This window comes from Shimazuella sp. NTD247 (assembly GCF_059510415.1).
In genome coordinates this window covers 206,238-231,441 of record NZ_JCAJZU010000002.1, presented here as the reverse complement: position 1 = coordinate 231,441, position 25,204 = coordinate 206,238, and the positions used below count along the sequence as shown (strand labels likewise).

22 protein-coding genes are annotated in these 25,204 nt (G+C 37.5%); 13 read left to right on the top strand and 9 right to left on the bottom strand.

Going from position 1 to position 25,204, the window contains the following annotated elements; all coding sequences use genetic code 11:
• Positions 1 to 50: 50 nt before the first annotated feature.
• Positions 51 to 473, bottom strand: coding sequence for a hypothetical protein (locus AC5WOC_RS05525; protein WP_496054401.1), 423 nt, complete (start codon positions 471 to 473; stop codon positions 51 to 53).
• 328 nt (positions 474 to 801) lie between these two features.
• Here AC5WOC_RS05525 and AC5WOC_RS05520 point away from each other — a divergent pair, with 328 nt between their 5' ends.
• Positions 802 to 951, top strand: a complete 150-nt coding sequence (locus tag AC5WOC_RS05520; protein WP_496054400.1) for a hypothetical protein — start codon at positions 802 to 804, stop codon at positions 949 to 951.
• Positions 952 to 1,149: 198 nt separating this feature from the next.
• Positions 1,150 to 2,142: a Gfo/Idh/MocA family protein gene (locus tag AC5WOC_RS05515; RefSeq protein WP_496054399.1), complete on the top strand. Its 993-nt coding sequence runs from the start codon at positions 1,150 to 1,152 to the stop codon at positions 2,140 to 2,142.
• A gap of 117 nt (positions 2,143 to 2,259) precedes the next feature.
• On the opposite strand, the gene AC5WOC_RS05510 is transcribed toward AC5WOC_RS05515, so the two are convergent.
• Complete coding sequence (locus AC5WOC_RS05510) at positions 2,260 to 3,675, bottom strand: MFS transporter (RefSeq protein ID WP_496054398.1); 1,416 nt, start codon at positions 3,673 to 3,675, stop codon at positions 2,260 to 2,262.
• A 91-nt stretch (positions 3,676 to 3,766) separates the two neighbouring features.
• Between AC5WOC_RS05510 and AC5WOC_RS05505 the strand changes: the two genes are divergently transcribed.
• Both AC5WOC_RS05505 and AC5WOC_RS05500 read left to right on the top strand, forming a co-directional pair.
• The gene (locus AC5WOC_RS05505) at positions 3,767 to 4,090 is read left to right on the top strand and encodes an ArsR/SmtB family transcription factor (RefSeq protein ID WP_496054397.1); all 324 of its coding nucleotides are present in this window, start codon (positions 3,767 to 3,769) and stop codon (positions 4,088 to 4,090) included.
• Between the two features lie 96 nt (positions 4,091 to 4,186).
• Positions 4,187 to 4,453, top strand: coding sequence for a hypothetical protein (locus AC5WOC_RS05500; RefSeq protein WP_496054396.1), 267 nt, complete (start codon positions 4,187 to 4,189; stop codon positions 4,451 to 4,453).
• Positions 4,454 to 4,908: 455 nt separating this feature from the next.
• Here AC5WOC_RS05500 and AC5WOC_RS05495 read toward each other — a convergent pair whose 3' ends face one another.
• The 4 genes from AC5WOC_RS05495 to AC5WOC_RS05480 all read right to left on the bottom strand — a co-directional run bounded on the left by AC5WOC_RS05495 (position 4,909) and on the right by AC5WOC_RS05480 (position 11,070).
• Positions 4,909 to 5,259 carry a hypothetical protein gene (locus AC5WOC_RS05495; RefSeq protein WP_496054395.1) on the bottom strand — a complete coding sequence of 117 codons (351 nt, stop codon included), beginning with the start codon at positions 5,257 to 5,259 and terminating at the stop codon, positions 4,909 to 4,911.
• A gap of 233 nt (positions 5,260 to 5,492) precedes the next feature.
• Positions 5,493 to 8,966 carry a DUF3109 family protein gene (locus AC5WOC_RS05490; protein WP_496054394.1) on the bottom strand — a complete coding sequence of 1,158 codons (3,474 nt, stop codon included), beginning with the start codon at positions 8,964 to 8,966 and terminating at the stop codon, positions 5,493 to 5,495.
• A gap of 339 nt (positions 8,967 to 9,305) precedes the next feature.
• Entirely contained in the window at positions 9,306 to 10,610 is a 1,305-nt protein-coding gene (locus AC5WOC_RS05485) for a hypothetical protein (protein ID WP_496054393.1), read from the bottom strand.
• Positions 10,603 to 11,070, bottom strand: a complete 468-nt coding sequence (locus tag AC5WOC_RS05480; RefSeq protein WP_496054392.1) for a hypothetical protein — start codon at positions 11,068 to 11,070, stop codon at positions 10,603 to 10,605. Before AC5WOC_RS05480 ends, AC5WOC_RS05485 begins: the two co-directional genes overlap by 8 nt.
• Before the next feature lie 260 nt (positions 11,071 to 11,330).
• On the opposite strand from AC5WOC_RS05480, the gene AC5WOC_RS05475 reads away from it, so the two are divergent.
• The 5 genes from AC5WOC_RS05475 to AC5WOC_RS05455 all read left to right on the top strand — a co-directional run bounded on the left by AC5WOC_RS05475 (position 11,331) and on the right by AC5WOC_RS05455 (position 19,210).
• Positions 11,331 to 12,794 carry a type I restriction-modification system subunit M gene (locus AC5WOC_RS05475; RefSeq protein WP_496054391.1) on the top strand — a complete coding sequence of 488 codons (1,464 nt, stop codon included), beginning with the start codon at positions 11,331 to 11,333 and terminating at the stop codon, positions 12,792 to 12,794.
• A complete protein-coding gene (locus AC5WOC_RS05470; RefSeq protein ID WP_496054390.1) occupies positions 12,794 to 14,050 on the top strand; it encodes a restriction endonuclease subunit S in 1,257 nt (418 codons plus the stop codon). The genes AC5WOC_RS05475 and AC5WOC_RS05470 overlap by 1 nt, the downstream gene beginning before the upstream one ends.
• A 23-nt stretch (positions 14,051 to 14,073) precedes the next feature.
• The gene (locus tag AC5WOC_RS05465) at positions 14,074 to 17,439 is read left to right on the top strand and encodes a DEAD/DEAH box helicase family protein (RefSeq protein ID WP_496054389.1); all 3,366 of its coding nucleotides are present in this window, start codon (positions 14,074 to 14,076) and stop codon (positions 17,437 to 17,439) included.
• Between the two features lie 346 nt (positions 17,440 to 17,785).
• Positions 17,786 to 18,343, top strand: coding sequence for a helix-turn-helix transcriptional regulator (locus AC5WOC_RS05460; protein WP_496054388.1), 558 nt, complete (start codon positions 17,786 to 17,788; stop codon positions 18,341 to 18,343).
• Positions 18,344 to 18,673: 330 nt separating this feature from the next.
• Positions 18,674 to 19,210, top strand: a complete 537-nt coding sequence (locus AC5WOC_RS05455; protein WP_496054387.1) for an isochorismatase family protein — start codon at positions 18,674 to 18,676, stop codon at positions 19,208 to 19,210.
• A 182-nt stretch (positions 19,211 to 19,392) separates the two neighbouring features.
• Here the strand turns inward: AC5WOC_RS05455 and AC5WOC_RS05450 are convergent, their stop codons facing one another.
• Positions 19,393 to 20,697: a tetratricopeptide repeat protein gene (locus AC5WOC_RS05450; RefSeq protein WP_496054386.1), complete on the bottom strand. Its 1,305-nt coding sequence runs from the start codon at positions 20,695 to 20,697 to the stop codon at positions 19,393 to 19,395.
• 296 nt (positions 20,698 to 20,993) lie between these two features.
• Here AC5WOC_RS05450 and AC5WOC_RS05445 point away from each other — a divergent pair, with 296 nt between their 5' ends.
• Both AC5WOC_RS05445 and AC5WOC_RS05440 read left to right on the top strand, forming a co-directional pair.
• Positions 20,994 to 21,344 (top strand): hypothetical protein, encoded by a 351-nt coding sequence (locus AC5WOC_RS05445; protein ID WP_496054385.1) that lies wholly within the window; start codon positions 20,994 to 20,996, stop codon positions 21,342 to 21,344.
• Positions 21,345 to 21,626: 282 nt separating this feature from the next.
• The gene (locus tag AC5WOC_RS05440; RefSeq protein WP_496054384.1) at positions 21,627 to 21,830 is read left to right on the top strand and encodes a hypothetical protein; all 204 of its coding nucleotides are present in this window, start codon (positions 21,627 to 21,629) and stop codon (positions 21,828 to 21,830) included.
• A gap of 298 nt (positions 21,831 to 22,128) precedes the next feature.
• Here AC5WOC_RS05440 and AC5WOC_RS05435 read toward each other — a convergent pair whose 3' ends face one another.
• Positions 22,129 to 22,395: a DUF5655 domain-containing protein gene (locus AC5WOC_RS05435; protein ID WP_496054383.1), complete on the bottom strand. Its 267-nt coding sequence runs from the start codon at positions 22,393 to 22,395 to the stop codon at positions 22,129 to 22,131.
• Complete coding sequence (locus AC5WOC_RS05430) at positions 22,352 to 23,047, bottom strand: PDDEXK family nuclease (protein WP_496054382.1); 696 nt, start codon at positions 23,045 to 23,047, stop codon at positions 22,352 to 22,354. The genes AC5WOC_RS05435 and AC5WOC_RS05430 overlap by 44 nt, the downstream gene beginning before the upstream one ends.
• A gap of 210 nt (positions 23,048 to 23,257) precedes the next feature.
• On the opposite strand from AC5WOC_RS05430, the gene AC5WOC_RS05425 reads away from it, so the two are divergent.
• Both AC5WOC_RS05425 and AC5WOC_RS05420 read left to right on the top strand, forming a co-directional pair.
• Complete coding sequence (locus tag AC5WOC_RS05425; protein WP_496054381.1) at positions 23,258 to 23,770, top strand: hypothetical protein; 513 nt, start codon at positions 23,258 to 23,260, stop codon at positions 23,768 to 23,770.
• 764 nt (positions 23,771 to 24,534) lie between these two features.
• Positions 24,535 to 25,023: a DinB family protein gene (locus tag AC5WOC_RS05420; RefSeq protein WP_496054380.1), complete on the top strand. Its 489-nt coding sequence runs from the start codon at positions 24,535 to 24,537 to the stop codon at positions 25,021 to 25,023.
• The last annotated feature ends 181 nt before the right edge of the window (positions 25,024 to 25,204 follow it).

The window sequence follows — 25,204 nt, the reverse complement described above, 5'->3', positions numbered from 1 at the left end:
CACTTTTTATTTTAACGGAATTTGATAACGCTTCCAAGATAGCGGTAAAATTATTCAAATCCTAGTTCGCTGATATCATGATCAGGAAATGCAGAGCTGATATATTTTCTTAGAAGTGCTTGTTGTTCTTGATTTCCTCTTGTTTTGACTACTTTAGCAAAGGAAACAAAATCTGCAAACGTCTTTGGTGTAGATAATGGTGTGAACCAATATCGAATATTAGCACGAAGCAGAAAGACGAAAACGGCAAAATGTACGACTAGGAATGCTCCTGAAATAATCGGTATCCCCACTGGATTTTGATGATATTCAATAATTGCACGAATGGTAATAAAATAAATGGAGAAAACGCTTGCAAAAAAGAGGACAGTGATTCCATATGGATAGAGAAACCATCTCTCTGGTAGTCCAGGATATTGAGGTAGTCCTCCAGGTAAGATGCGAGCTAAGATTTTGTCAATTTTTCTTTCCATTTGAAAGCCCATCCTTTCTATTTTCAGATTCGATTTCTTTCCAATGGAAGGCTAAATCATTAGAAAATTTTTAAGTAATACTATTTTACCAGATGAAGGGTAAATGTGACAATATGGTGAAATGTGTTTTTTGCAGATTTGAAATAGAACTCAAAAGACCATTATCATGCATTTATTATGTCAGCTCATGTAATTACGATAATTCGATGTAATTGTTTAGATGCTGCGGATTGCATAGAAGTAAATGGATAAATAGTAGATTCAGGGATAAATATAATCTATGATGATCATAGGACTGAGAAACAGTCTATCCTAGAAAGGGATATTCATGACCCGCCGGATTGAGATCGAGGATGAAAAATTTTCTTCTAAGTTTGATAAAGACACTGTCACAACCGAAAATGGAACAGAGATTCTATACCAGTGGGCAATTACTGGGTATGGAAAAATTATTGAAATTCATGAAATCCAATGGTAAGTGGAGTTTGCATCATATTGTCTATGCTGGTGAAACATATGCAGTGAATGAGATTACTTTCGTCAACAGCGGTAAAAAGTAATTCTCAGCACGTCTGGGCAGCATTCAGTTGTCCAGACACACCATTTGATAAGAATGAAAGTCGTCCTCAGACGGCTTTTTTGAATATTGTTTTACATAAAAAAGGAGCATGATGAGATGAAAATTGCAACAATAGGAACAGGATCAATTGTAGATACTTTTCTTTCTGCTTTAAATGAACTAGAAGACGTTTCTTGTATTGCGATGTATTCCCGCAAGGAAAGTACCGCTCGGCCATTAGCCGAGAAGTATTATATTCCAACCATTTATACAGATCTACATACTATGTTAGAAGATAAATCCATTGACTTCATTTACGTAGCATCTCCAAATAGCCTCCATTTTGAACACGCATGGAAAGCTCTTCAAGCCAATAAGCATGTCATTTGTGAAAAACCTTTTGCTTCCCATACACAGGAATTGGAGAGATTGATGGAGCTTGCTAAAGAAAAACAGTTGTTTTTATTTGAAGCGGTCACAACGATTCATTTACCAAATTACAAACTGGTCAAAGAGAATGTCGCAAAACTTGGGCCTGTTAAATTTATTCAATGCAATTACAGCCAATATTCCAGCCGATATAACCAATTGCTTGCCGGACAGACACCAAATGTATTTAACCCGGCATTTTCAGGTGGAGCTTTAATGGATATAAATATCTATAATTTGCACTTTGTGATGAATCTATTTGGATCTCCGGAATCTGTTCGTTACACTGCGAATAAACATGGAAACGGTATTGATACTTCTGGAGTACTCGTTTTACAATACCAAGATTTTATTGCTGAGTGTGTCGGCTGCAAAGACACAAACAGTATGAATTTTGTGCTCATCCAAGGAGAGATTGGCTATATACATGTAAATGGAGAAGCAAATACCTGTCCCAAAATAAAGATTTATACCGATGATGAAACCATAGAACGAAACGTACAAACCGTTTCCAATCGAATGTATTATGAAGCAGCGGCATTTTATGACATGTACAAGAGCGAGGATCGAAAAGCTTGTTATGATTTATTGGATTATAGTTATTCCGTGTTGAAAGTATTAGATGCTGCGAGAAATGATGCTGGGATTGCATTTGCTGCGGATGAGCAGAAACTTATATAGGGAGCAGTATTGTCTAAATCATTGCAGTGATGTTTATTCAATTAAAGATAAGAAAGAGCCATCACTAAAAGATAGCTCTTTCTTATCTTTTTTAAAACTGTGAAACTTTAAATCTTGTTAACTATTCTGGTGACGAGGTAAAGTAAGTGCGATCATAATGCCAAGCACCATTCCTGCGCTTGCAAGATAAAATGCAGTGCGGTCACCGGCAGCCATAGCTGAGAACAGAGCGGTTCCTGTTTGTCCGTGAATACCAGTATTTGCAATGGCAATCAAAATGGCTAATCCCACAGCGTTTCCGATATTTAAAGCAGTGGAAGCAATTCCTGAAGCAACACCTTGTTCTTTATCAATAACCCCTGTGGAAGCAACAATCCACATACAAGTCCATGTAATTCCTTGACCAATCCCCGAAATGACTAGACCAGGGACAATAATCCAGTATTGGCTGTCGATATAAGCCCCAAGCGGAAGCAGAACGGTTCCGATTATGCCGATGATAAACCCTAGCAGGAGTGCGGTTCTAGTCTGGAAACGAGTGGTAAGTTTCGCACCTAGCTGCGTTCCAATGGCGATCGAGATCGACGGAATAAGAAAAGCTAGACCTGTTTGCAATGCGTTAAAATGCTGCACATTTTGAAAGAGACTCGTTAAAAAATAGGGAAGAGCACCAAATGTGCCCATGAAAATAAAAGTAGTAACTAAACCTGCAAGGAGATTGGGATTATGTAAGAGATGAGTTGGAATTAACGGATCTTTGCTTCGTTTTTCAATAGTGGCAAACAGTATCAAGAAAAGGATAGATAAGATTGCAGTTACAATAATGCTGGGTGACAGCCATCCCGCCTCTGGACCTTGAACCAATACATATACGAACAGAGTGGCTCCTACTGTAACCGTTAAAGCTCCAGGCAGATCAAAACTCCGACTTTGATCCATTGCTGAATCTTTTGGAATCATAAACATTGCGATAATAGCAACGATACCAGCAAGAGGAACATTGACATAAAAAACTGCTTCCCATCCAAAAGAATTCGTTAGGAACCCGCCTAAAAGCGAGCCAATTGTCAATCCGCTTGCACCGGCACCACCCCAAACAGCTAAGGCGCGATTTCTCACTGGACCTTCCTCAAAAAGGCGATTAATCAGGGACAAAGTAGCTGGAAAAAGCAATGCACCACCAATTCCTTGAAGAGCCCGCGCCATTACGATAACGATGATACTCCAAGACAGTCCTCCCAATAATGATGAAAAAGCATATAGGAATAAAGCAAAGATAAACATTTTCTTTTGTCCAATTAAGTCAGCAGCACGTCCGCCTAGTAACATAAATCCACCGCAGAAAATCGTATAGGCACTGATGACCCATTGTAAGGTCTGATCCGTAAATCCAAGTCCTCGACCAATTTCGGGTAAAGCTACAAATACAATATTAATATCGAGGGAGTAAATCAGCTGGGCAATCGCCAACAATGTTAGGATGATTCCTAGATGTTTGGCTTTTGGTTGAGCAGCAGCCATCGCATTTTGCATGGATATAACAAACCCTTTCATTTCAAATTTATTTGAGATGATTATATCTCAACAATTTTTGAAATGTCAACAGATATGTTATAATCAACTCATGAAAACACATGACAATACCGGAATCGCCAAAGCAGCGAGTTTACTCAGTGACCCTATTCGTGTAAAGGTTTTGCTTCTGCTCAAAGAAGGTCGAAAAAGTACATACAGTGCGCCTGTCTGCCAAGTCGTGCCGACAGCAGTATGTCCCGAAGACCTTCTTATGCAATTCGAGAACATCACGTCCTCGAAATTGTCGTATCATCTGAAACTGCTGAAAGAAGAACAGTTTATCCAAGAATGCAAGGAGGGAAAACGCATCTATTATTATTTGCAGCCGGAAAGGGTGCAAAACTTTATGGAATCGCTTCAGCTTTTTTTGTGAGGTGCAAAAGATAGTAGATGCAAGAGCAGCTATCACCTATAATGATGTTAGGCTGAGCTTCAGTCTACAGCTATTGACTTTCGAGAGGTTTACACCATGATCGTAACTGCTACTCGTGTTGTGATCGAAGACGCTGACTTCACTAAGGAGCAGGATATCCCCATCAAGGGTACAGATGGGACAAACCTTCTGTGTGAGGTGCGTGTATCGGAGGGAATGAAGGACGTCAGGGTCTGGATCGAGACCGATCAGGAGCCCAAGCCAGTTTGGGGAAACGATCAGCTCATCGAAGCTGGTAAGTCTTCCAATCCGCCGATTCATGGCGTGACCTTCGTCAATCGTGGAGTCAATCCCACGCGTTAGTGGGACATGTCTGGGCGATATTCAGTTGTCCAGACGCAGAAAATAAAGGCAGCGAATATAGAAAAAAGCCGTCCAGTGACGGCTTTTTGTATTATAGAGTCCGGTTAAAGAAAAAACTAGATGCTTTTTTTATGAAAAAGGTCTCAGTATTAAGGTTAGCCGGTAGAACGAGTGACTCTTTTGGAAAGAATATTTCGTATGCAATACAGTATTCCTCTTTTTGTTTAACAATGTTTGAGCTGGTTGGGACAAAGATCTCGTATCACATGCGAAGCTATGGTAGGACTAGAGAAATGGGGTTTCCAGCAACATAGGAAGAAGAGAAGGGAAAAGATGAATCCATTCGCAGGAATTGATGTGTAAAAGGGTGAAAGCTTTAAATTGTGAAAGCAATAATCTAATTCAGCAGTCTGGCGAGGTGTCAAAAGACACCCCGCCAGTGAGCGGATACCTGTTCAGTTTTGGGGAAAGAATGTGCGATGAATCTCCTCAGCCAATGCGATCACCTTCATGGCTTCCGGCGAGGAAATTTTTTCGCCCCTCGCCACGTATTTCTCTGTGTCGAATTCGCTTCCGATTAGGAACGTGAAAAACAAAGTGTAACCATCCGGGAGGTAGAACTCCACGTAAAACTTGGTAAGGACGGATTTGTTCCGAAGAATCTGTTCCTTCAGAGAAGAGATCAATTCTTCACGAGTGTATCCAGCGGTTAGATTGATTCCGAGATCTCCACACAACCCTGTTTTCTCGTCAGGAGAGACATGGAAACTCTGGATTGTTACTCCACCATTCACGATTTCAGGCACAATTGCTCCTCCGCTCATTCAGTGGACTTTTTCCCACTGACGATACTTTGAACATAACACTTTCCCAAATTGAAAACAATCTTTATGCCAGATTGTCCAGATTGAAGTGAATATGATTTCACTGGATACTTTGACAAGATATTAGCTGGTTTTACTGCTTCATGGAGCATAAAAAGACCCCCTAGATGGTTGGGAGTCGAAATATCTATCATAAGATTGGGCAGATAATAAGCTTATTTCTTCATTTTTCGCTGCAAATACTGCAACTCTTGCTGGTAATGTCTTGCCCAACTCGTGCCATTTTCTTGATGTTTGCCGCAGGGGACAAACTTGCTGTAACCGGGATAGGATTCATCTACAAAATCAGGGTCTTGTTCTTCTTCGTCAGGAGGACCTAAAATTTGTGCCCCTTTTAAACGAATAGGAAAAGACCAGCATGCTGTTGGCTTGAACTTCCAAGGATGGAAATCGAGTTCTGTTGCTGCTTTTTGCAAAGAACAGAGTCCATTATCTAATGCAAAAACACATCGGGTTTGTTCAAAATGTGCAGGGAAGTTCTCTGTTTTGTATACATGAGGTCGTACTGCTGTTTTTCTGCCTGTCTGAAGATCCAGCCAGTTTCCATCGACAACAAATTCGTCAGGTAAGTGAGTAAAATATTCTGGATGTCGAGCGACGGTATTTTCTAGCATTTGTTCTTCATCTTCTAATAAATATACGCCATCGTAGCAGCAGATTGCTTCGCAAGTTAATCCGCAGCTTTTTATTTTTGGAGTTTCTGAATAGTTATCTTCTAATCGTTTTCTTGTTTCTAATTTGCACTCCTGTGCAGGTTTTATATACTTATCTGTCCACTGTTGAAAGGAAGACAGCAGGCTTTGATCCAGTTGCGTATGATTTTTTAGATTAGCGATATAATCAGATATTACTTCTGGAAAGCCTTTGATTCCTTCGCACTTTAAGGAAGCTAACAGCATTTCATTTATGAATTCGATTTCGGTTTCTGAATCAATCCTCTCCAATTGAATATACGCTGCGATTGCTTGAGCATATAATCCAGGAGTGGCTTGCCTATCGATAGAGGATAGCATTTCTTTACTATGCAGATGTTGTTTAGATAAAAAAAGACAAGCAAGTAACGAAAAAGTTGCTGCTAGAGCGGATAAGTATTGATAACCTCTGTTATCGCACTCTCGTTTGTAGTTGATTAAGTTGTGAATGCTACTTGGATCACCGAATTTGGCCAGGTAAACCGAACGCCAAATGAGTCCATAGTAAAGATCCCAATTGTGTTGGATCTGTTTGGACAGCTCGATGCCTTCTTCATAGTAATCAAATGCCTCGGACAATCTTCCTTGAGCTGCGAGTATATTTCCATAACAAATCGCTGCGATGTTCTGGGCATTAATCCATGTACTCGATTTTGCAGTTTTGTATATTTTTTGTATTTCCTTTTCTGCGTCTTTTAACAATCCAATACCCATGTATCCATCTGCTAGATTCACACAAGATAACATATGATTATAACGATCATGAAAACCAAAGTAAGTTGTCTTGCAAACCGTCGTTCGATCGATGACTTGCTGGTTTAAGTCGACATTATGACAGAGCAGAGCGACATTGTGATAATAGGAAGCTTTTGTCCGTTTGTTGTCTTCGAGAAAGCGAACGAATTCTTGCTCCATCTTTTCAATAATTGCGAATCCTTTTTGGTTTAATCCAGCATAAAAATATGCATTGACCAACTGTTCGTAACATTTATAAGCTTGGTAGTCATAAGTAGAAGGGAGTTTGCTCACTGCCTTTTCGGCAAGTGTTATCGCTTTTTCTGTATGAAAACGGCGTTGGTGATATTTCGATTTATACAACAGACCGAGTAAATCGTGATCTTTCTCATTGTTTACTATCGTATTTTCGGAGTATAGTTTGATATATTTTTCCTCTAATACCACATCTCCCACATCAAAAGCAGCTTTGATCAGGATGCTGAGTACATATTTGTAATTTTCTTGAGAGAGAGTCGACTTTGTTATTAAACTATCCCCAATTTCAATACAACTTGTAAAAAATCCATTTTGCAAACATAGTTCTAAGAGCTTAATACCTGATGCAGTATACAGCTCATGGAGGGTATCTTGTTTGTGATTTTTCTCCACCTGATATCGAAACTCTTCATAGATCGTAATGCGTTCATAGCTGTCTAATTCATCGATCATTCCACTGGTGATCAGTTCTTTATAAAATGCTAGTAACATCGCTTCGATGATAGATCGTTGAGGCAAATCTTCTAATATTTCTCTTGCTATTTCATAATATAAACGCCGATTGAAGGAGAAAACTTCTTCAAACAAGGGGTGTTTTTTTATTTTAATAATATTATGTGGAGTTTCTAATGGATAGAAATCTTTCACATTAATCTTGTCATAGGTGAATTTGTGCAGACACTGCTCTACAAATGGTTTATAAAACTTAATCCCTTGGGAACTGCCCCATGCCAGCAATAAAACTTTTTCGATTCCAAGCTCTAGTATTTTTTCACGAGCGATTTCTTTTTTTCGATTGGAATTGAAGTTTAATCGAGACAAAGGAACCAGCAGTTTTCCGTTCTCATCTAAGTATCCAGGGGTATGTTTCAGCCTTTTCATCGAGTCCCATAAAACTTCCAGATCTCCACTACAGTTAAGAGCTAACTTCTTTTTTGCAAATCGATTTAGATTTTGCAGCTCCATGCTAATGATCTGTTCAATCTCTACATTGCGTAACTTTTTCATCCTTAACAGGTGTGTATAAGTTGTTTGCTCTAGTTTTTTTAACAATGTCCAGAAATTTATTAAATCATCTGGATCAGTTTCTGTTGCTTGTTCTTTCATACTTGATTCCCAACATGTACATAAAATTAAAATCGGCCAATTTTCTTCTTTAGCCGTTTCTACTAATTTATTTATAAATTCTAATGTGAGCTTATCTGCCCACTGGGCATCATCGATGACGAGAATTAGTGGAAGTTTGGAGTGATTTTTATTATTGGTAAAAATAGTTGTAAAGATATCCAGCGTTTGATCGATAAACGAGGTATACTCTTGATGGGCAAGAATGGTATTTCGATCATTTTTACTCTCTTTGTTTTTGCGCCAATTGTCCCATAAATTTCTAATGGATTCATATGTATTTAAGCCATTGTCGATCCCGGATAATATCCCGGATATCAGTCCAAAAGCAGCGCCGCTTCCGGGGAAAGCATAATTAATAAAGAGCGAGATGCCATTTCGCAATGCTTTGATATTTTCGGCGTTTTGTCGTTTACGTTCGATCAATCCCCCGAGGTGCAGCTTTATCTGTTTTCGAATCTGATTAAGCGCTGTTGTATGAAAATGACTATTGCGTTCATCTTGATTTTGACATCGCATCGCAACCCACAGCCATGGCATTTGGAGTTCTCTGTTGTTTTCCAGTACATCAAATTCGGGCACAATCGTCATCGTATGTTTTGTATCTTCGAGGTTATCCGGCCAGTAATCATTCACATCATCATGGATGGTTAAGTAGTGATACAGCTCTTGAATCAAACGCGTCTTCCCAATCCCCGTATCCGCTTCGATAATGACAACATTTGTATTTCCTTGCTTTGTCTTCTCATATATATCAAGCAGCCTCGTTAGTTCTTGGTCTCTGCCAATAAAATCATTTGATTTAAACCCAAGCTTCACATTATCACCTCATACTTTATGTAATTATTTGGGTAATCAAAATTATAGCACAATAATTCGAGGTTCAAAGTAATGAATGCAAGAGAAGATGTTTTTCTTCTTATATTTCCAATAATCTGTCATTATTAAATATTATCTCATACATAAATTTGGTAATTTACTAGAAAAGTTGGTTATCACCTTGTATAATCCTAGTCGGATCAGGAGGATGGCTTTCTATAATTTAATCAGTTAAGAAAAAGGAACAGAAGGCATTTTTTTCATAACTAATAGTGCAAAGTAATAGCGAAAAACGCTATTTCTCGTTTTTGAGAGATAGCGTTTGTTTTTATATGAACATTATCGATCGAGAACTTGCTCGGAATGTTTTGCAGGCTTTTCGGGAGATTTTTGTGCTATTCCTACTTCAATCGCAGAGATCAATTTTTCGATCTCCTTATGGCTCTCATATTGTTTGAAACCGACCCATTTTCCTTTATAAAACATATACTCTTCATGAAACTTCCCATTCTTATCCAAATATCCAATACAAGTTTGTTCTTCGACTAAGGGGATCGAACGGCTAAAAACAGCTTCAAATTCGGGGATGATGATTGGTTCCCGAGTAGCCGTACATCCATTGCCTGTAAACGGATTACCGGGCGTATTACTGGAAATTTTCCCTTTTTTTTCATCGAAGAGTTTGATGCGGTTCAAAAAGGGAATCTGGCCTTCTACTTTTACATGTTTGGGCGAAAAGCGAATCGTATATAACTTGTCTAGATTCGAATGATATTGAGAATCTGGATAATCGAGGCGAAGGAGATCATAGATCAGTTTGTCATGCGGCTGGCCTTCATAATGCACGGCATCCGCCCAAAATCCACAGATTGAATTGAATTCTCCAGTCAAATACCGACCCACATCTTGCTGCCCCATAATCCGATAAGCTGTATCTGGTACTGGGCAGTCCATCCGCATTTTCCACAATCGTTTGTATTCTTGATCCGTGAGACAGACAGCAGGGAGTGCCGCTAAAGCCATACATTCTTTTAAGTCTTTATCGGTGTAACCAAGCTGTTTTAAATGTTTGGTTACATGGTTTGGAAGGGGACCTGATTTGCGGAAAGCAAAGGATCGTGCAAATTTGAAAACTGTTTCCGGTGTTTGCAGAGTTTCTAGGTATTTCATTTGTAAGAAACTTTCATCTGGAGATTGCTTTGCTAACTTCATATAAAAGATTTTCAATCTCTTATTTATTTCTTCGAAGTTTTCTTCATTGAATTTGGAAGTTAATTTTAGATCTTCTGAAAGATATTTTATAGTAGAGGGATCTCTTTTTAATTGATCTTTTAGATGGTTTGAAAAGTCAATTCCACCACTGATGTCATCTAGATTTTCTAATCCCTTTATCGTTGATGAATCTTTAATCAGAGGAGAAATCTCTGGACACTTTTTTATTATATTTTTGGCAAATTGAAATGAACTCAAAGAAATAGCAAATACATTAGTATGATTTTTCTTTTTAAATAACCCTTCTTTATTCATTTTCGTTAATTTGTAATTTTTGAAATTAGGAAATGAAAATTTTTTTATCGTAGCAGGGCAAACTTGAAAACACTCTATCCTATGATACTTGCTATATTTCAAGTTAAACTTACTCATCAACTTCCATAACTTCCTCTATTAAATTAGAATCGATCACAATATCTGAATTATCATAGTGAATATGTATTTTTATATAGGCTTTACCGTTTTCTTTCTTACCATATTTCTGTATATAACCATTATCAGATTTAATTGCTGATCCTATGGGTTCGAGAAATAACATATCTAGATTAAATTCCACTTTTTTCTTTTCACGACCAATCTTTGAAACACTTTTTAAATGTGATTCCATTTTTTCTTTTGCTATTATTTCTACAATTTCATTATGAATTTTGCTATCAATTACTATATCTCCAGCATAAACTATTTCAAAAAAACCCATTCTATCTCCTACATGACCATAAAAACAACGAGTACCTCCCCTAATCTCTTCCTCTTTTTTGAGTACCAAATTATGTGTCCTTCCAAGATACTGTTCTACATTGGAACGTCTTTCTCCAGCTTCGATGTTATACATGTCATCACACCTTTTAGTTTTATGCTTTTGATTATTTCGACAAATACTTACACAAAACCTTTAGTGTAAGAGGTATGTGCATCATTTATGGCAAGTAAAAAAGCGACCAATAGCCGTTCGGTTATATGTTTTCGAAATTTGGTGTAATTAGGATATGATTTATGGTCCGGTGTTGTTTTTTGAAGATTTATGTAAATTTTCTCTTAATCTATGTATCAACAAAAGGTATAATTAATTTTGCTAGTGAAAGGAGCAAGAATATGATAACCGGTGAATTACGAAACAAAGTAGATAAGATATGGGAGATTTTTTGGACTGGCGGGATTACCAATCCGCTTACCGTTATTGAACAATTTACATATCTATTATTTATAAAAGGATTAGACGAAGCAGAAACATTAAAAGAAAAAGATGCAAATTTTATTGGTATCGCTTACGATGGTATCTTTCCCAAAGATGCTGAAGGGCAAAAAGTACGTTGGAGTGTTTTTAAAAACTTAGGTCCAGAGGAAATGTTTGATGTTTTTTCCAAAAAGGTTTTTCCATTTATAAAAAATATGCATGGCAACAAAGACTCTGCGTTCGCCAAATATATGGACGATGCTCTGTTTTTAATACCAACTCCGCAGATGCTTTCCAGAATCGTTGATGCGATCGATAAACTTCCATTAAATAACGAAGAAGATAACAAAGGAGATCTCTATGAGTATCTTCTATCCAAAGTAGCTACATCTGGTACCAACGGTCAGTTTCGTACTCCTCGTCACATCATCAAAATGATGGTAGAACTCATGAAACCAACACCAGAAGATATTATTCTCGACCCGGCAGCAGGCTCCGCTGGTTTTTTAGTCGCAGCAGGAGAATATCTACGCAACAATCGCAGTGATCTATTTTTAGTAGAAGGATTAAAAGATCACTTTAACAATCATATGTTTCATGGTTTTGATATGGATCGAACGATGCTGCGTATCGGCGCCATGAATATGGTATTGCATGGTGTAGATAATCCTAACATTCAATACAAAGATTCTTTATCCGAGCAAAATAAAGAGAAAGATAAATTTACCTTAGTGTTAGCAAATCCTCCGTTTAAAGGTTCTCTGGATTATGATTCGGTGTCACCAGATCTATTGAGCATTGCGAAAACGAAGAAGACAGAGCTTCTCTTTTTATCATTATTCTTACGTATGTTAAAAGTAGGAGGACGTTGTGCCGTTATTGTTCCCGATGGAGTCTTATTTGGCAGTTCCAAAGCGCATAAAAGTCTTCGTCAAGAGATCGTTGACCGTCATAAACTAGAAGCTATTATATCCATGCCAAGCGGAGTATTTAAACCATATGCTGGGGTATCTACAGCGATCATTATTTTCACCAAAACAGGTGCAGGTGGTACGGACAACGTTTGGTTTTATGATATGAAAGCAGATGGATATTCGCTGGATGATAAACGCAATGTGATTGATCAAAACGATGTTCCAGATATTATCAAGCGTTTTCATAGTTTGGAGATGGAAAAAGAAAGAAAGCGTACCGAGCAGTCTTTCTTTGTACCAGTGGATGAGATTCGCGAAAATGAGTTTGATTTGTCGATTAATAAGTATAAAGAGATTGAATATGCGGAAGTCGAGTATGATCATCCAAGTGTGATTATGGAACGGATTCAGGAGTTGGAGGAGCAGATACTAGAAGATATAAAAGAATTGGAGGTACTATTAAGATAATGAAGCAGTCAATGACCATCGTGGGGAATTATTGTGAGTTTCAGGGTGGAAGTCAGCCTCCTAAGAGTGAACATATCTATGAACAAAAATCTGGATACATACGCTTTATTCAAATAAGGGATTTTGGAAATACAAACTATCTTACGTATATACCAATCTCCAACAAAAATAAAACTTGTGAAGCAGATGATATTTTGATTGCGAGATATGGTGCTTCAATAGGAAAAATTCTCACTGGATTAAAAGGTGCTTATAATGTTGCTTTAATAAAATGTATCCCTAATGAAAGCAGATTATTAAAAGAGTATTTATATTATTTTCTTTTAACAACGAGAATACAAAACTTTATAAAATTAAGATCCAAAAGATCTGCACAAGAGGGAGTAGATCCAAAGGATTTAAAAAAACAATTTATTTATCTCCCATCTATCAATATTCAAAAAACAATAGTGAAAGTACTGAAATCATCCCAAGAGCTTATCAACAAACGAAAAGCACAAATTGAAGATTTGGATCAACTTGCACAAAGTGTTTTTTTGGAGATGTTTGGTGATCCTTTATCTAATAGTAGACAATGGGAAAAAGGAATGTTAAGGAATTATTTATCAAATATAGATAGCGGATGGAGCCCTAAGTGTAATGCTTATCCAGCTGAAAAAGGTAATTGGGGAGTATTGAAATTAAGTTCAATCACTAAATGTGTATATATATCAGGGGAAAATAAGGCATTGCCAGAGAATGAGAAACCAAAGCCGCAACTAGAGGTGAAGAATGAAGATTTTCTGTTTGTAAGAAAGAATACTATTGATTTAGTTGGTTCATGTGCATATGTTTTTGATACACCAACTCGCTTAATGATACCTGATACTATTTTTAGATTTGTTTTAAAAAATAATAATCAAGTAAACAAAATATTCCTTTGGAAATTATTAAATGAGAAAAAGTTTAAAACTGAAATACAGAAATTAGCTAGTGGTAGTGCGGGATCTATGCCGAACATTTCCAAAGAGAAAATCAGAAATTTAGAAATTATAACTCCATCAATAGAACTACAAAACAAATTCGCAAACATTGTCCAAAAAATAGAAGCACAAAAATCCCTACTCCAAAAAAGTCTAATTGAACTTGAAAACAACTTCCAATCCTTGATGCAAAGAGCATTTCGTGGAGAGCTTTTCCTAGAAGAAGAATCCACTGTCGATTCACCGCCAGAAGAAAATTATGACTCCACTCAAGGAACCTTATCCTTCACATAAATCATCAAAAGGAGAGACTGTTTTTGTTGTCTAACTTTGAATTTATACAAGAAAAGAAGTTGTTTGCTAGTTTTGCAGGAGCTTGTTCGGAAGCAGAGCAGAGTATGCTTATCAGTCCTTCAACTTGTGCGATTTTGTCACGCCGAGCTTTGGAGTTAGCTGTAAAATGGCTATATCAACATGATAGTGATCTTAAGTTGCCTTATCGCGATAATCTTACTTCTTTAATCAATGAGCCTACGTTTAGGGCGATTTTAGATAAAAATGTTATTCCACTCCTTCCTTATGTGGTGAAGCTTGGAAATTCTGCTGTTCATACCAATACAAAAGTAAAACGAGAAGAAGCGATGGTGTCTCTGCACCATCTCTATCAATTTATCTCTTGGATAGATTATTGTTATGCAGATAGTCATACTGCGCAAGTATTTGACGAAGCACTTGTTCCTGTTGGTGATGAGCAGCGAGTTACCAAAAGAGAACTGCAAGATTTATTTGATCGACTAAGTGCCAAAGATAGCAAATTAGAAGAAGTAATTAAGGAGAATGCGGAACTTCGAAAGCAGTTTACTACGAAAAGGAAAGAGCACATACAAGACTATGACTTCCAAGTGGACGAATTGGATGAACAGGAAACAAGAAAACGCTATGTTGATTTGGAATTAAAACTGGCGGGCTGGGACTTTGAAGAAGATGTCCGCGAGGAAGTACCTGTAACTGGAATGCCGAGTAGATCCGGAAAAGGTGCTGTCGACTATGTTTTGTTCGGGGATAATGGGAAACCGCTTGCAGTTGTAGAAACAAAGCGTACGGCACATGATCCGATCAAAGGACAGCATCAAGCAAAATTGTATGCTGACTGTATTGAAAAGCAATTTGGACAAAGACCGGTTATTTTCTATACAAATGGCTTTGAAACGTATATTTGGGATTACCCCTATTATCCAGAACGCCGTATAAGTGGCTTTTACAGCAAAGGTGAATTGGAATGGCTGATTCAACGTCGAGATTACCGCAAATCATTGGACAATGTCGAGATTAATACTGAAATAACCGATCGCTATTATTCCAAAGAAGCAATTCTGAGTGTATGTGATGCATTAGAGAAAAAACAGCGCAGTGCATTAGTTGTGATGGCAACTGGCAGTGGAAAAACACGGATGGCAGCAGCGCTTGTCGATGTATTGGTCAAAAATAGATGGGTAAAAAATGTATTGTTTTTAGCGGATCGCAGGGAACTAGTAAAACAAGCAAAGAATACTTTTTTGCAGCATTTACCCAATCTAGCCGGTTTTAATCTAGTTGATAAATTGCAAAAAAAGCAAGCAGATGAAGAAAAAAATAAAAATGAAGCCCAAGACGCAGAGTCAGCTAGGATGATATTTTCTACCTATGGCACGTTGCTCAACAAGATTGATGAAGCAAAACGGAAAAATGGGAAAAAACTTTTTACCGTAGGGCATTTTGATCTGATTATTGTGGATGAATCGCATCGCAGTATTTATAAGAAATATGGCGCGATTTTTGATTACTTTGATAGTATACTCCTTGGTTTAACTGCAACACCAAAAGCAGAAGTGGATTACAATACGTATGAAGTTTTTGAACTGGAATCAGGAGTACCAACGTATGCATATGAATTAGACCGAGCGGTAAAAGACAAGCATCTTGTGTTTTTTCATCCGATAGAAACAAAGTTGAAGTTTTTAGAAGAAGGCATTTGTTACGATGATCTTTCTGATGAAGAAAAAGAACAGTATGAAGATACATTTGGATCAAGTGATGATATTCCTGATCGTGCATTGAATGATTGGCTGTTTAATGATAATACGATTGATAAAGTAATTGTTGATTTAATGGAGCAAGGGTTGAAAATCGAAGGTGGAGAAAAACTTGGCAAGTCGATTATTTTTGCGAAAAACAAAAACCATGCTGTGCGAATTGTCAATCGTTTTAACCGATTATATCCACAATACGCAGGTGAATTTGCTAAGGTTATCGCCCATAAGATCGATTACGTAGACAATATTTTAGAAGATTTTAAGAACCCTAAAAAAATGCCGCAAATTGCAGTTTCTGTTGATATGTTGGATACAGGCATTGATATTCCAGAGATATTAAACCTAGTTTTCTTTAAAAAAGTGCGTTCCAAAGCAAAGTTTTGGCAAATGGTCGGCAGAGGAACGCGGACATGTGAAGACTTATTTGGAGTAGGATTGGATAAAGAGTATTTTCAGATTTTTGATTACTGTGGCAATATTGAATTCTTTCGTGTAAATGAAAAAGGCATGGAAGGAAAAATTGCTGAAAGCCTTAGTGAGAAATTGTTCACATTAAAAGTTGATATGGTTAAAGAGTTGCAGCTATTGGATTACCAAGAACCGGATTATATTGGGTATCGAAATGAATTGATTGGCGAATTAATGCAAGATATCAGCGAATTAAATGAGGATCATTTTCGTGTCCGCCAATACTTGAAATACATTCATCACTTTAAAAACCGAGAAAACTGGAATGCGTTATCATCTATCGATGTCTATAATCTTAAGAAGTCTGTAGCTCCATTGATTCTTACCTATAAAGGGGAAGAATTAGCCAAGCGTTTTGACTTAATGGTACATGGGTTGAAACTAGCTAGGTTAAAAGGGGTAAAAAACTTACGTGCTCACCGTGTGATTGAGATTGCAGAAGACTTATCCAAACTTGGCAGTATTCCTCAAGTAGTAGAACAAAAGGAGATTATCAAAGAAGTACAAACTCCCGAGTTTTGGGAAAAAGCAGATGTATTCTCATTAGAAATTGTTCGTTTATCGATCCGTGAACTGGTGCAATTTCTAGAAAGAGAATCACAGCAAGTTTTTTATACCAATTTCAAAGATACGGTGTTAGAAGTACATGAAGGAAAAGAAATTCCTGGTAGTTTTCAATTTAAAGCATATCATCAAAAAGTGAATGAATACCTGCGAGAACATGAGGATCTGCTTCCAATCTACAAAATCCATCATAACAAATCTTTGACAAAGCAAGATGTGGAGACACTTGAAAAACTCTTATGGGAAGAACTAGGTTCGAGAAAAGATTATGAACGAAACTTTGGACAAACTCCAATTACACGATTGGTAAGAAAGACAATTGGTTTAAATCGATTAGCTGCTAATGAAGTATTTTCAGAGTTTTTGAGTGATGAACAGCTGAATGCGAGCCAAGCTAAGTTTGTCAGTTTAATTATTGATTATGTTGTGAAAAATGGTTGTCTAGAGAAACAAGTTTTGCAGGAAGAGCCATTTCGAACAATAGGAAGCATCTCTGAGTTATTCAAAGAGAATGAAGAAAAAGCAAAAAGAATTATCTCCTATATTGATTTAATTAATGGAGATAGTGAAGGTGCATAGGATGTAAACAGTATCAAATGACCCTCTTAAGATTTTTGGGAGGGTTATTTTGTTATTTTTAGATGAAATCCAAATCTAATCTAGTGACAAATGGAATAGATATAACTGAAATATACTGAAGAAAAGGGTGTAATTTGAATACTTTATTATATAGTAGTAGATGTCTAAAATGGATTTATAACCAACAAGACAGAATACATTCTAGATAGAATAACTAACTTACTAGAGTAAGATAATGGTTATTTTTGCATTCTTTCTTCTAAATAAGAGCTTCATATTATTCGTTTAACAAATTATAGTATAATCAATTTGAGTCTGTTTTGTTTATCCCAAAAGGAGAAAAAGGGTGGCTTGGAAGAATGGTCCTCGGACGGAGGCAGAGACACGAGTTACATCTATTGTTGGTGGGAACACCAGTCAACTGAGAGTGCATCGTGGATTGTCTCAAAAACAGCTTGCAGAAAAAGCAGGATGCAGTCTGTCTGTTCTTTCCCATATTGAGAGAGGTGTACGTAATCCCCATGGCAGTCTATCATCTGTGTCTGTAGATCTACTCGTGGGATTCGCAGAGGAACTCGAAACAACTCCTCAGTGGCTACTAACTGAGCATAAAAATTTAATCGACTCCCTTCAAAGAGATAAGGAAACCTTCCGCTTTGAGAAGTCTCGTTCAAAAAACTTCTATGCAAGTGTGGTAGGGAAAAAGGTCCGGCAATGGAGAGAGAGTCAAAAAATGACGTTGACTCAACTAGTGGAAATGATGACAGCAAAGGGAGTACGGATTGACAATAGTGGTCTTGCCCAAATCGAGAGAAATCACAAAAATCGCTCTGTTTCTGTAGATATGTTTACTGTATTTGTAGAACTTATGGGAACAACTGCCCATAAATTGCTCCAAAGCTAGATAAGGGATAAACGAAGCTCTAAGATCATTCTCTGATCTTAGAGCTTCTCACTTAGAGGCGAGAAGCAGACGAGCGAGCCATTTTGTTGAATCGCCTGAATCTGCAATCATTTTTTTGGTGAAAAGTCAAAAGATAAACAAAAATAAAAAATAATATCTTACTATGGAGTTAGAAGAAAATCTTTAATTGAACGATTTAAAAATCATTTGAGGAAAATAAATTAGGAAGTTGGCAGATCATCTGGAAATGACAGCTAACAAAATGTCCAATTGCTGCCTTGTTGTAACTACATGTTATATCTAAAAGTAACACTGATGAAAGGATGTACCATGAATACACTATTACTGGTAGTAGATGTCCAAAACGGATTTGTAAGCAGCAAGACAGAATACATTCTAGAAAGAATAACTAACTTACTAGATCAAGATTTATTTGATTATGTTGCATTCACTCAATTTATCAATGAAAATCCCAGTCCTTATCGCGAATATTTGCATTGGAATAAGCTTTCTTCTCCAACAGAACAAGAGATACACCTCAAAATTAAACCATTCACCAAGAGTGTATTTAAAAAAGGGATTTATTCAGCAATTAATGAAGAAACTATCAAATTTATACTAGAAAACAGCATTTATAAGGTGTTTATTCTTGGTATTGATACGGATTGTTGTGTGTTAAAGACAGCAGTTGATTTATTTGAAAAACACATTCATCCGATTGTTTTGGCTTATTATTCGGCGTCCAATGGCGGGAAAGTCAGCCATGATGCAGGAGTAAAAGTGTTAGAGCGGTTAATTGGAAAGTATAATATTATTCATACAGAAATAGATGCAGATATAATTGCAAATTTAAAAAATGCCAAGTGAGGAACAGTAAGAGACCTTTTTTTTCAAAAAGAAGGGTCTTTTTGGTCAAGATGGTTCAGTATCCAATGTTTTCTCCTCCAACTCCTAATTAACTGGTTTTGAGTAAGAAGAAATTCGAAATTCAATTAATTACAGGTAAACATATAAACTAGAATATGCAATTCAAGGTGGTTCGCCATCCATCATATACTTTCATCCCCTTTGCGCAATAATAGTTTTTGTACTTCTTCTAATGAATCAATATATCTATCTTGATAACCTGCTTTTTTCCAACAGTTGGCTAAGTTGACTAAAATGATTTCTAACTGATTATCTAGTAGATATTCCATAGCTAGTTCCTTTGCCTCATTAAAGTAGATGATGGCGCTTGGATAAGCACGTTGGCTAACTTCAAAATTCGCTAGTGACATCAATGCAAAACAGTATCTTGGAATGTCCTTTGAAGATTTTCCAATTTCTACAGCCTTTTTTAGATATATTTTTGCATTTTCTATATCTTTTAGTTCCTTATATAGCAGACCTAGGTAAGTGTAGGTAGTAACAAATAAATTATTTCCTTGTATTTTCTTCTTCTCCTTAAATTCTAAAGCAAGAAGATACATGGATTTCGCATTTTCATATTCGTTTAAGTTGGTTAGGATATTTCCCCATGCAGTAAGGAGTTCTACGGCTCGTCTATGTTTGTTATTGGTGCTTGCTAATTTATAACCTTCTTCTACATAATGAAGTGCTTTTTTGTACTCTCTTTTTTTGTTTAAAAGAGTAGCATTACTTTCATACATATTTAATTGAATTTCCGTGCTGGATATTTTATGGTATTCCGACCACAAAGTATCTAAAGTAAAGAGCGCTTCATCTACACGGTTTAACTTTTCTAAATATAAAACCTTCCCAATTATGAGATAAAACTTAATCTCATCTCTTTTTCCATTTGAATCATAGTGATCTAAACCCAAATGAACATATTGAAGAGCCGATTTGAGATCATTCTTCTGAAAAAAACTAATCCTTGCAAGCTCTTTATAAGCAGAGGGGATGAGGTTCGAAGTGAAGTCTTTTTGCTTTGTCGCCGTCTCGATAACTCGATCAAAATATTTTCGTGCTTGCTCCCATTTTTTGCGGTTGAAGTAGTAGAGACCTTTGAGAAAGGCGACAGTACTCAGCATGTCTCCTTGATTCTCTAATTTCCGCAGTTCAGCGAGCAGTGCGCCGTCTTCGAGATGGAGCTGGATTTTTGATTCGAGTAAAGCTAAGTGCATTTGGAGTTGAGTATGGGAAAATTGCTGCTGCTCTACTAATTGATTGAACTGTGTCTCTTGGATACCGAGTTTTTCGCAGTAGCGTTTGAATTTACTCTCTTTTACTGCTTTGCCTTGTTCAATAAAACTAATGGTGGCAGATGATAAGCCTTTTTCTACTAAATCGGCGATCCGCAGCCTCTTTTGCTTGCGAATGGAACGTAAGGCATGTCCCATTTCTTTTGTCATACAGAACCCTCCTACGCTCGGTTCTACACCTATTGTAATTTTTTTTAGAAAATTTCGCCACCTGTTATTTAAATCCTGCTTTTTTTACCGTTTTTTAGAATTTTCTACTTGTGTTTTGTGTTTAATCGGTCGCTTATCGATGAAATGAACGGCTTTTTAGAAAGGAAAGAGTATATTTTCTCTAAAAAAGCCATATTTGCCAATAATTTTCTGAATATTGTACAATGCAAACACAATAGTAAACATGCCTATGATGGCGATGTATATCGAATAGAAATGCGGAAGGATGAGGCAGAATGGCATTAAAACTAATCGTAGAAGGATGCAAAGAAAAGGTGAGGGATTTTGTGGATTTCCTTAAAATAAATTCGCACTGGAGATTGTACAGCGGATCGAAGTTATCGCTGGGAAAAGAAGAGATGCGGATCGATTACTATTTTGATCAGAAACCACAGTACTTACTTTCACTGACAAATAGAGAAATAAGCAAATTAATTTTGCAATCCCAAGATGGTCAGACGATCGAGATTACCTTATTAGATGCAAAGATAGTGGAGATGGGTGAAGGAGTGACTTATGTTTATGGGAAGAACTATGATGTATTTGCAAGTAGACATGATCAGGAAGGGGACAAGAGCATTACCTGATGATATGTAGAGATGATTATCGTGAGTGAATGAAGTATTGGAAATTCTTACTGTTTTTAAGGTTACGGGATAATTGGGTTAAGTTCGGTAGAGAAACCCATTTGTATGTGTCAAAATATTAATATTTTTTGTACAGTATATCCTCGTCAGTTCTGTGATCCCTAATAGACGAGCGATATGATTCTTTCTTGAATCACAAAACAAGCCAAATGGTGTATAATATTTTTAAGTGTTGGCATTAGCCATCTTACCAATTGTTTCGTATAAGCGGAGGTTCTGGTTATGCATTCCAACGAAGAGCTCCTGAACTCGCTGATGTCTCTGTCCCGTGAGCAGGTAGCTGCGATCGATCCCAATTACGACGAGTACGTCAAAATCTGGGATCTCGCTAAGACCGACCGTGGGCGGGCGCTGGAGAAGCTGAAGGGGATCCATCCTGCCGCCGTTATGTCGCTGGAAATCAGCATCGCGATTCTGACCCAGTAAACAAAAGAGAAATCTCAAAGCCTGATGACACGATAAGGCATTGAGGCAGCGAAACAATAGGTGAGCAATATTCTATCAGGATTTGCTCACCTGCTGAAAAAAATTACATTTGTATATAAAAACAGCTTGCAAAATAATTAAATTTGCAAGCTGTTTATGTGTATGGAAAAAATATGATGTGATTGCAAGTAAAATCAGCAAAGATGAGGAATCAAAGTATTAGTAAAGTCTATATGGACAGACAATATCTACTTAAAACACAAACAAAACGGGCTGCATAGCATATGCCCGTCTCCTATTAACTCACATCATAAGATCGATCAATCAAATGCTTTGCCCTATCCATATCGTTTTTATTCGAAATCGTCACTTCTAAATCACCTGTACCATAATGCCCAATACCGCGCATATCGCGGGTAAAGCCGGGTTCTAATGGTAATGTATCAGGATCTATTTTTAAATAAACCAATATTTTATTGCTCTGTGGAAATACTTTCACACAAGCAAAGTTTTTAATGCGTTTAAAGGCGATGTAATGCTTCATTGCTGGCGGTTTGGACATCATCTCCAAGCGCCAGCAGATAGGCTTTTAGTGTTTCGTATGTATCGTTTAAATCAGTAGATACTTGGGACAAAGATTCGGTTACTGTTTTGTTTTTTGCGGCTTTACTAGTGGCAGGGCTATTCGTTTTAGTTTGCTGTTCGACTTGTGCCGTGTTGGCATTTACTAATTCTAGTAATAATAAGCCGTCGTTGTAATGTTTGTATTGATACAGCTCGATATTGCGATTGATTTGCTGTACCGCATGGACATCGTATTTAGTAAAACTGCCAGCAATACATAACAAACGGGGATTACTCCAGTCAATTGACTCTGAAACTTCTTGTCCATACTTCCGCATGACCATTAGTTCAAAATCTGCCTTATGATCAAGGAGCCAGTTTAGATAATATAAGCCTTGGCTGATCACATTCTCGTTCATAGACCTTTTGTATTCAATGATGACGGGTGAGTTGTTTTCATCCATTCCTAGTGTATCTATTCGTCCATTATGGTGTTTTCCTGTACTCTGTTCCGATGCTAAAAACCGTACACCTAAGAAGGTTTCTAGGTTATTTTCTAACATGTTTTGTAATGATTTTTCTAAGGCCATCGACTGTCCTGCTAATTCGACTACGGTATCCCCGTGTAATTGAAAGAGTTTTATATCTCCCACGCTGATTCTCTTCTTAATCTGTTCACTCCATGGTAAAAAGTTTATGTTATTTGGTTTCCCTTTTCCAACTATATTTGGCAGGATGTTTGCGGATAGGTAGGTATAGGGAGGCTGGAACGTTTTTTTCGCTTTAAATGGTTACCTTCATTTTTCTGTCATTTCGTATTATAATTTTTATAGGTTATGTTTGCGTCCTCACAGGGAGAGCATATGCACACCGGTTTTTTCATCATCAACAAGCAGCCTGTCGTCATCGCGAAGCGTCGTGGGAAGCGAGCGTATTCCTTTCGGCTGGCACTGACTGAGTCCGTAGCAATGCGCCAAGTGTTCGATCTCCTGCCCTCGTTGAAGGATTTGGAGAAGCTTCCTAATTCATTCGAATGGCGTGCAGTGTACTGGAATTGTGAGCACTTGCTGACTCTTCAGCAAGTCATGAAGAATCAGCCTGAGTTGGAGGTTACCCAGCAGGAGCTCAGGTCGATCGAGAAGCTTGCTTCCGATCCTAACTCGATGAACTGGGACTATCTCTACCGCAAGGTGGGGGAATATTTCCCGAGGAACAGGCAGCTCGAGGTGACATCCTTCCTGTGTATGTATGTTGAGTCCAATCGCGATTCAAGCCGTCGTACCAGCGAGGTTCGAGCGCATATCTGTAACCTGAAGGGTTACGTCGCGGGTAAGGCTCTGGTGTCGGCTCTCGATAGGCTCCATCCTTCACGGTAGGTGGAGACTAGGGGCGTGAGCACCCGTGTGAGTGAGTGGATCTTTGCATTCGCTCCTCACACGGGACCCCTAATAGAGAAAACGTATTGATATAAAATGGTACTCGACTTGCATCCATCGCATTTGCCCAAGTCACTTGTCGATAGAGACGGTTACATATATCAACCGCTGAAGTTTCCCCTTATTTCTTTTTCCATTGATCTTTTATTTTCCATTCGTCTCCTTTAAAGTCGTCTATCATTTCCTGGAAGAGACTGTCTTCTATTTCTAAGTCTTCAAACTCTAGAAAAAAGTATCTGTTAGTTCGTCATAATCAACCGATTTTACCGTTACTATCTTTAACCCGTAATGGAATCCCATCCCGCATGCGGGACAAATTGAAGATTTGTAACTTTTTTGAGATTTGTTTCTCTATGATCCGATTCTATCTTTATAGACATATAAAATTTCATTTCTATTTCTCCTCATTATGATGGTTTTACCCTCAGGTTAAGAACTACGCTTATACAAAATCATTTTTTCTAAATAACTTTTTTCCTATCTCTTAAAGATGTTGTAAAAGGAAGTACCATCAATAAACCCTATCAGGTTTTTTTAACTACGCTGTCGGATAAGTAAAAGTGGTATAATCATAAACAACACCCAATAATTTAAGATCTTTTTTTCTCTTATAGCGGTGGGTGCTTCTTCTCGCATGTGATACGATGTTGTAACTATTCATTTTATTTTTAGTCGTTACATATTTTCAATTCAGGAGGTATCGTATGGACAAGAAAGCATTTTTATTGCACGGATGGGACATTGGTTATGACAAACAAGACTGGTATCCGCCATTGGCTGATGCGCTCAAAGGCGTTACGGCGGAGCAAGCGAATTGGAAGCCTGCAGGCACTTCGATTAATACAATCTGGGAGAATGTTCATCATTTGACGTTTTACAGGGAACGGTTCCTGAAGCGTCTAACAGGTGAAGAAACCGAGAATCCTTCAGGTCTGACAAACGACGACACATTTGCCGTGACTTCCGTGGAACCGTCTGCTTGGGAAGAATCTGTTAAGAAATTGGATGACCTACATCAAGCGATTCGCAGCATCATTGCTGGGTACAGCGATGAAGACTTTGAGCGCGAAGTTCCAGACCCTGTCGGCACATGGTTATACAGTCTCATTCTTCACGATGCGTATCACACCGGACAAATTATACAAATCCTCAAACTTCAAGGATCGTGGCCGGCTAAGCGGTCATTCGATTGAAATAAATTTACGGCTATAAAAAAACAGTTTTCGATATTTTTGGTGTCCTATATCCTAAAAAAACCAGTAAAGCTGCTTGATTAAAAAGCAAAATACCATCCGGTTTCGCAACCACTATATAAATTAAACTTTTATAAAAGTAATATTCATTCATCTTCTTTTGCTTCAGCTTAACTTGATG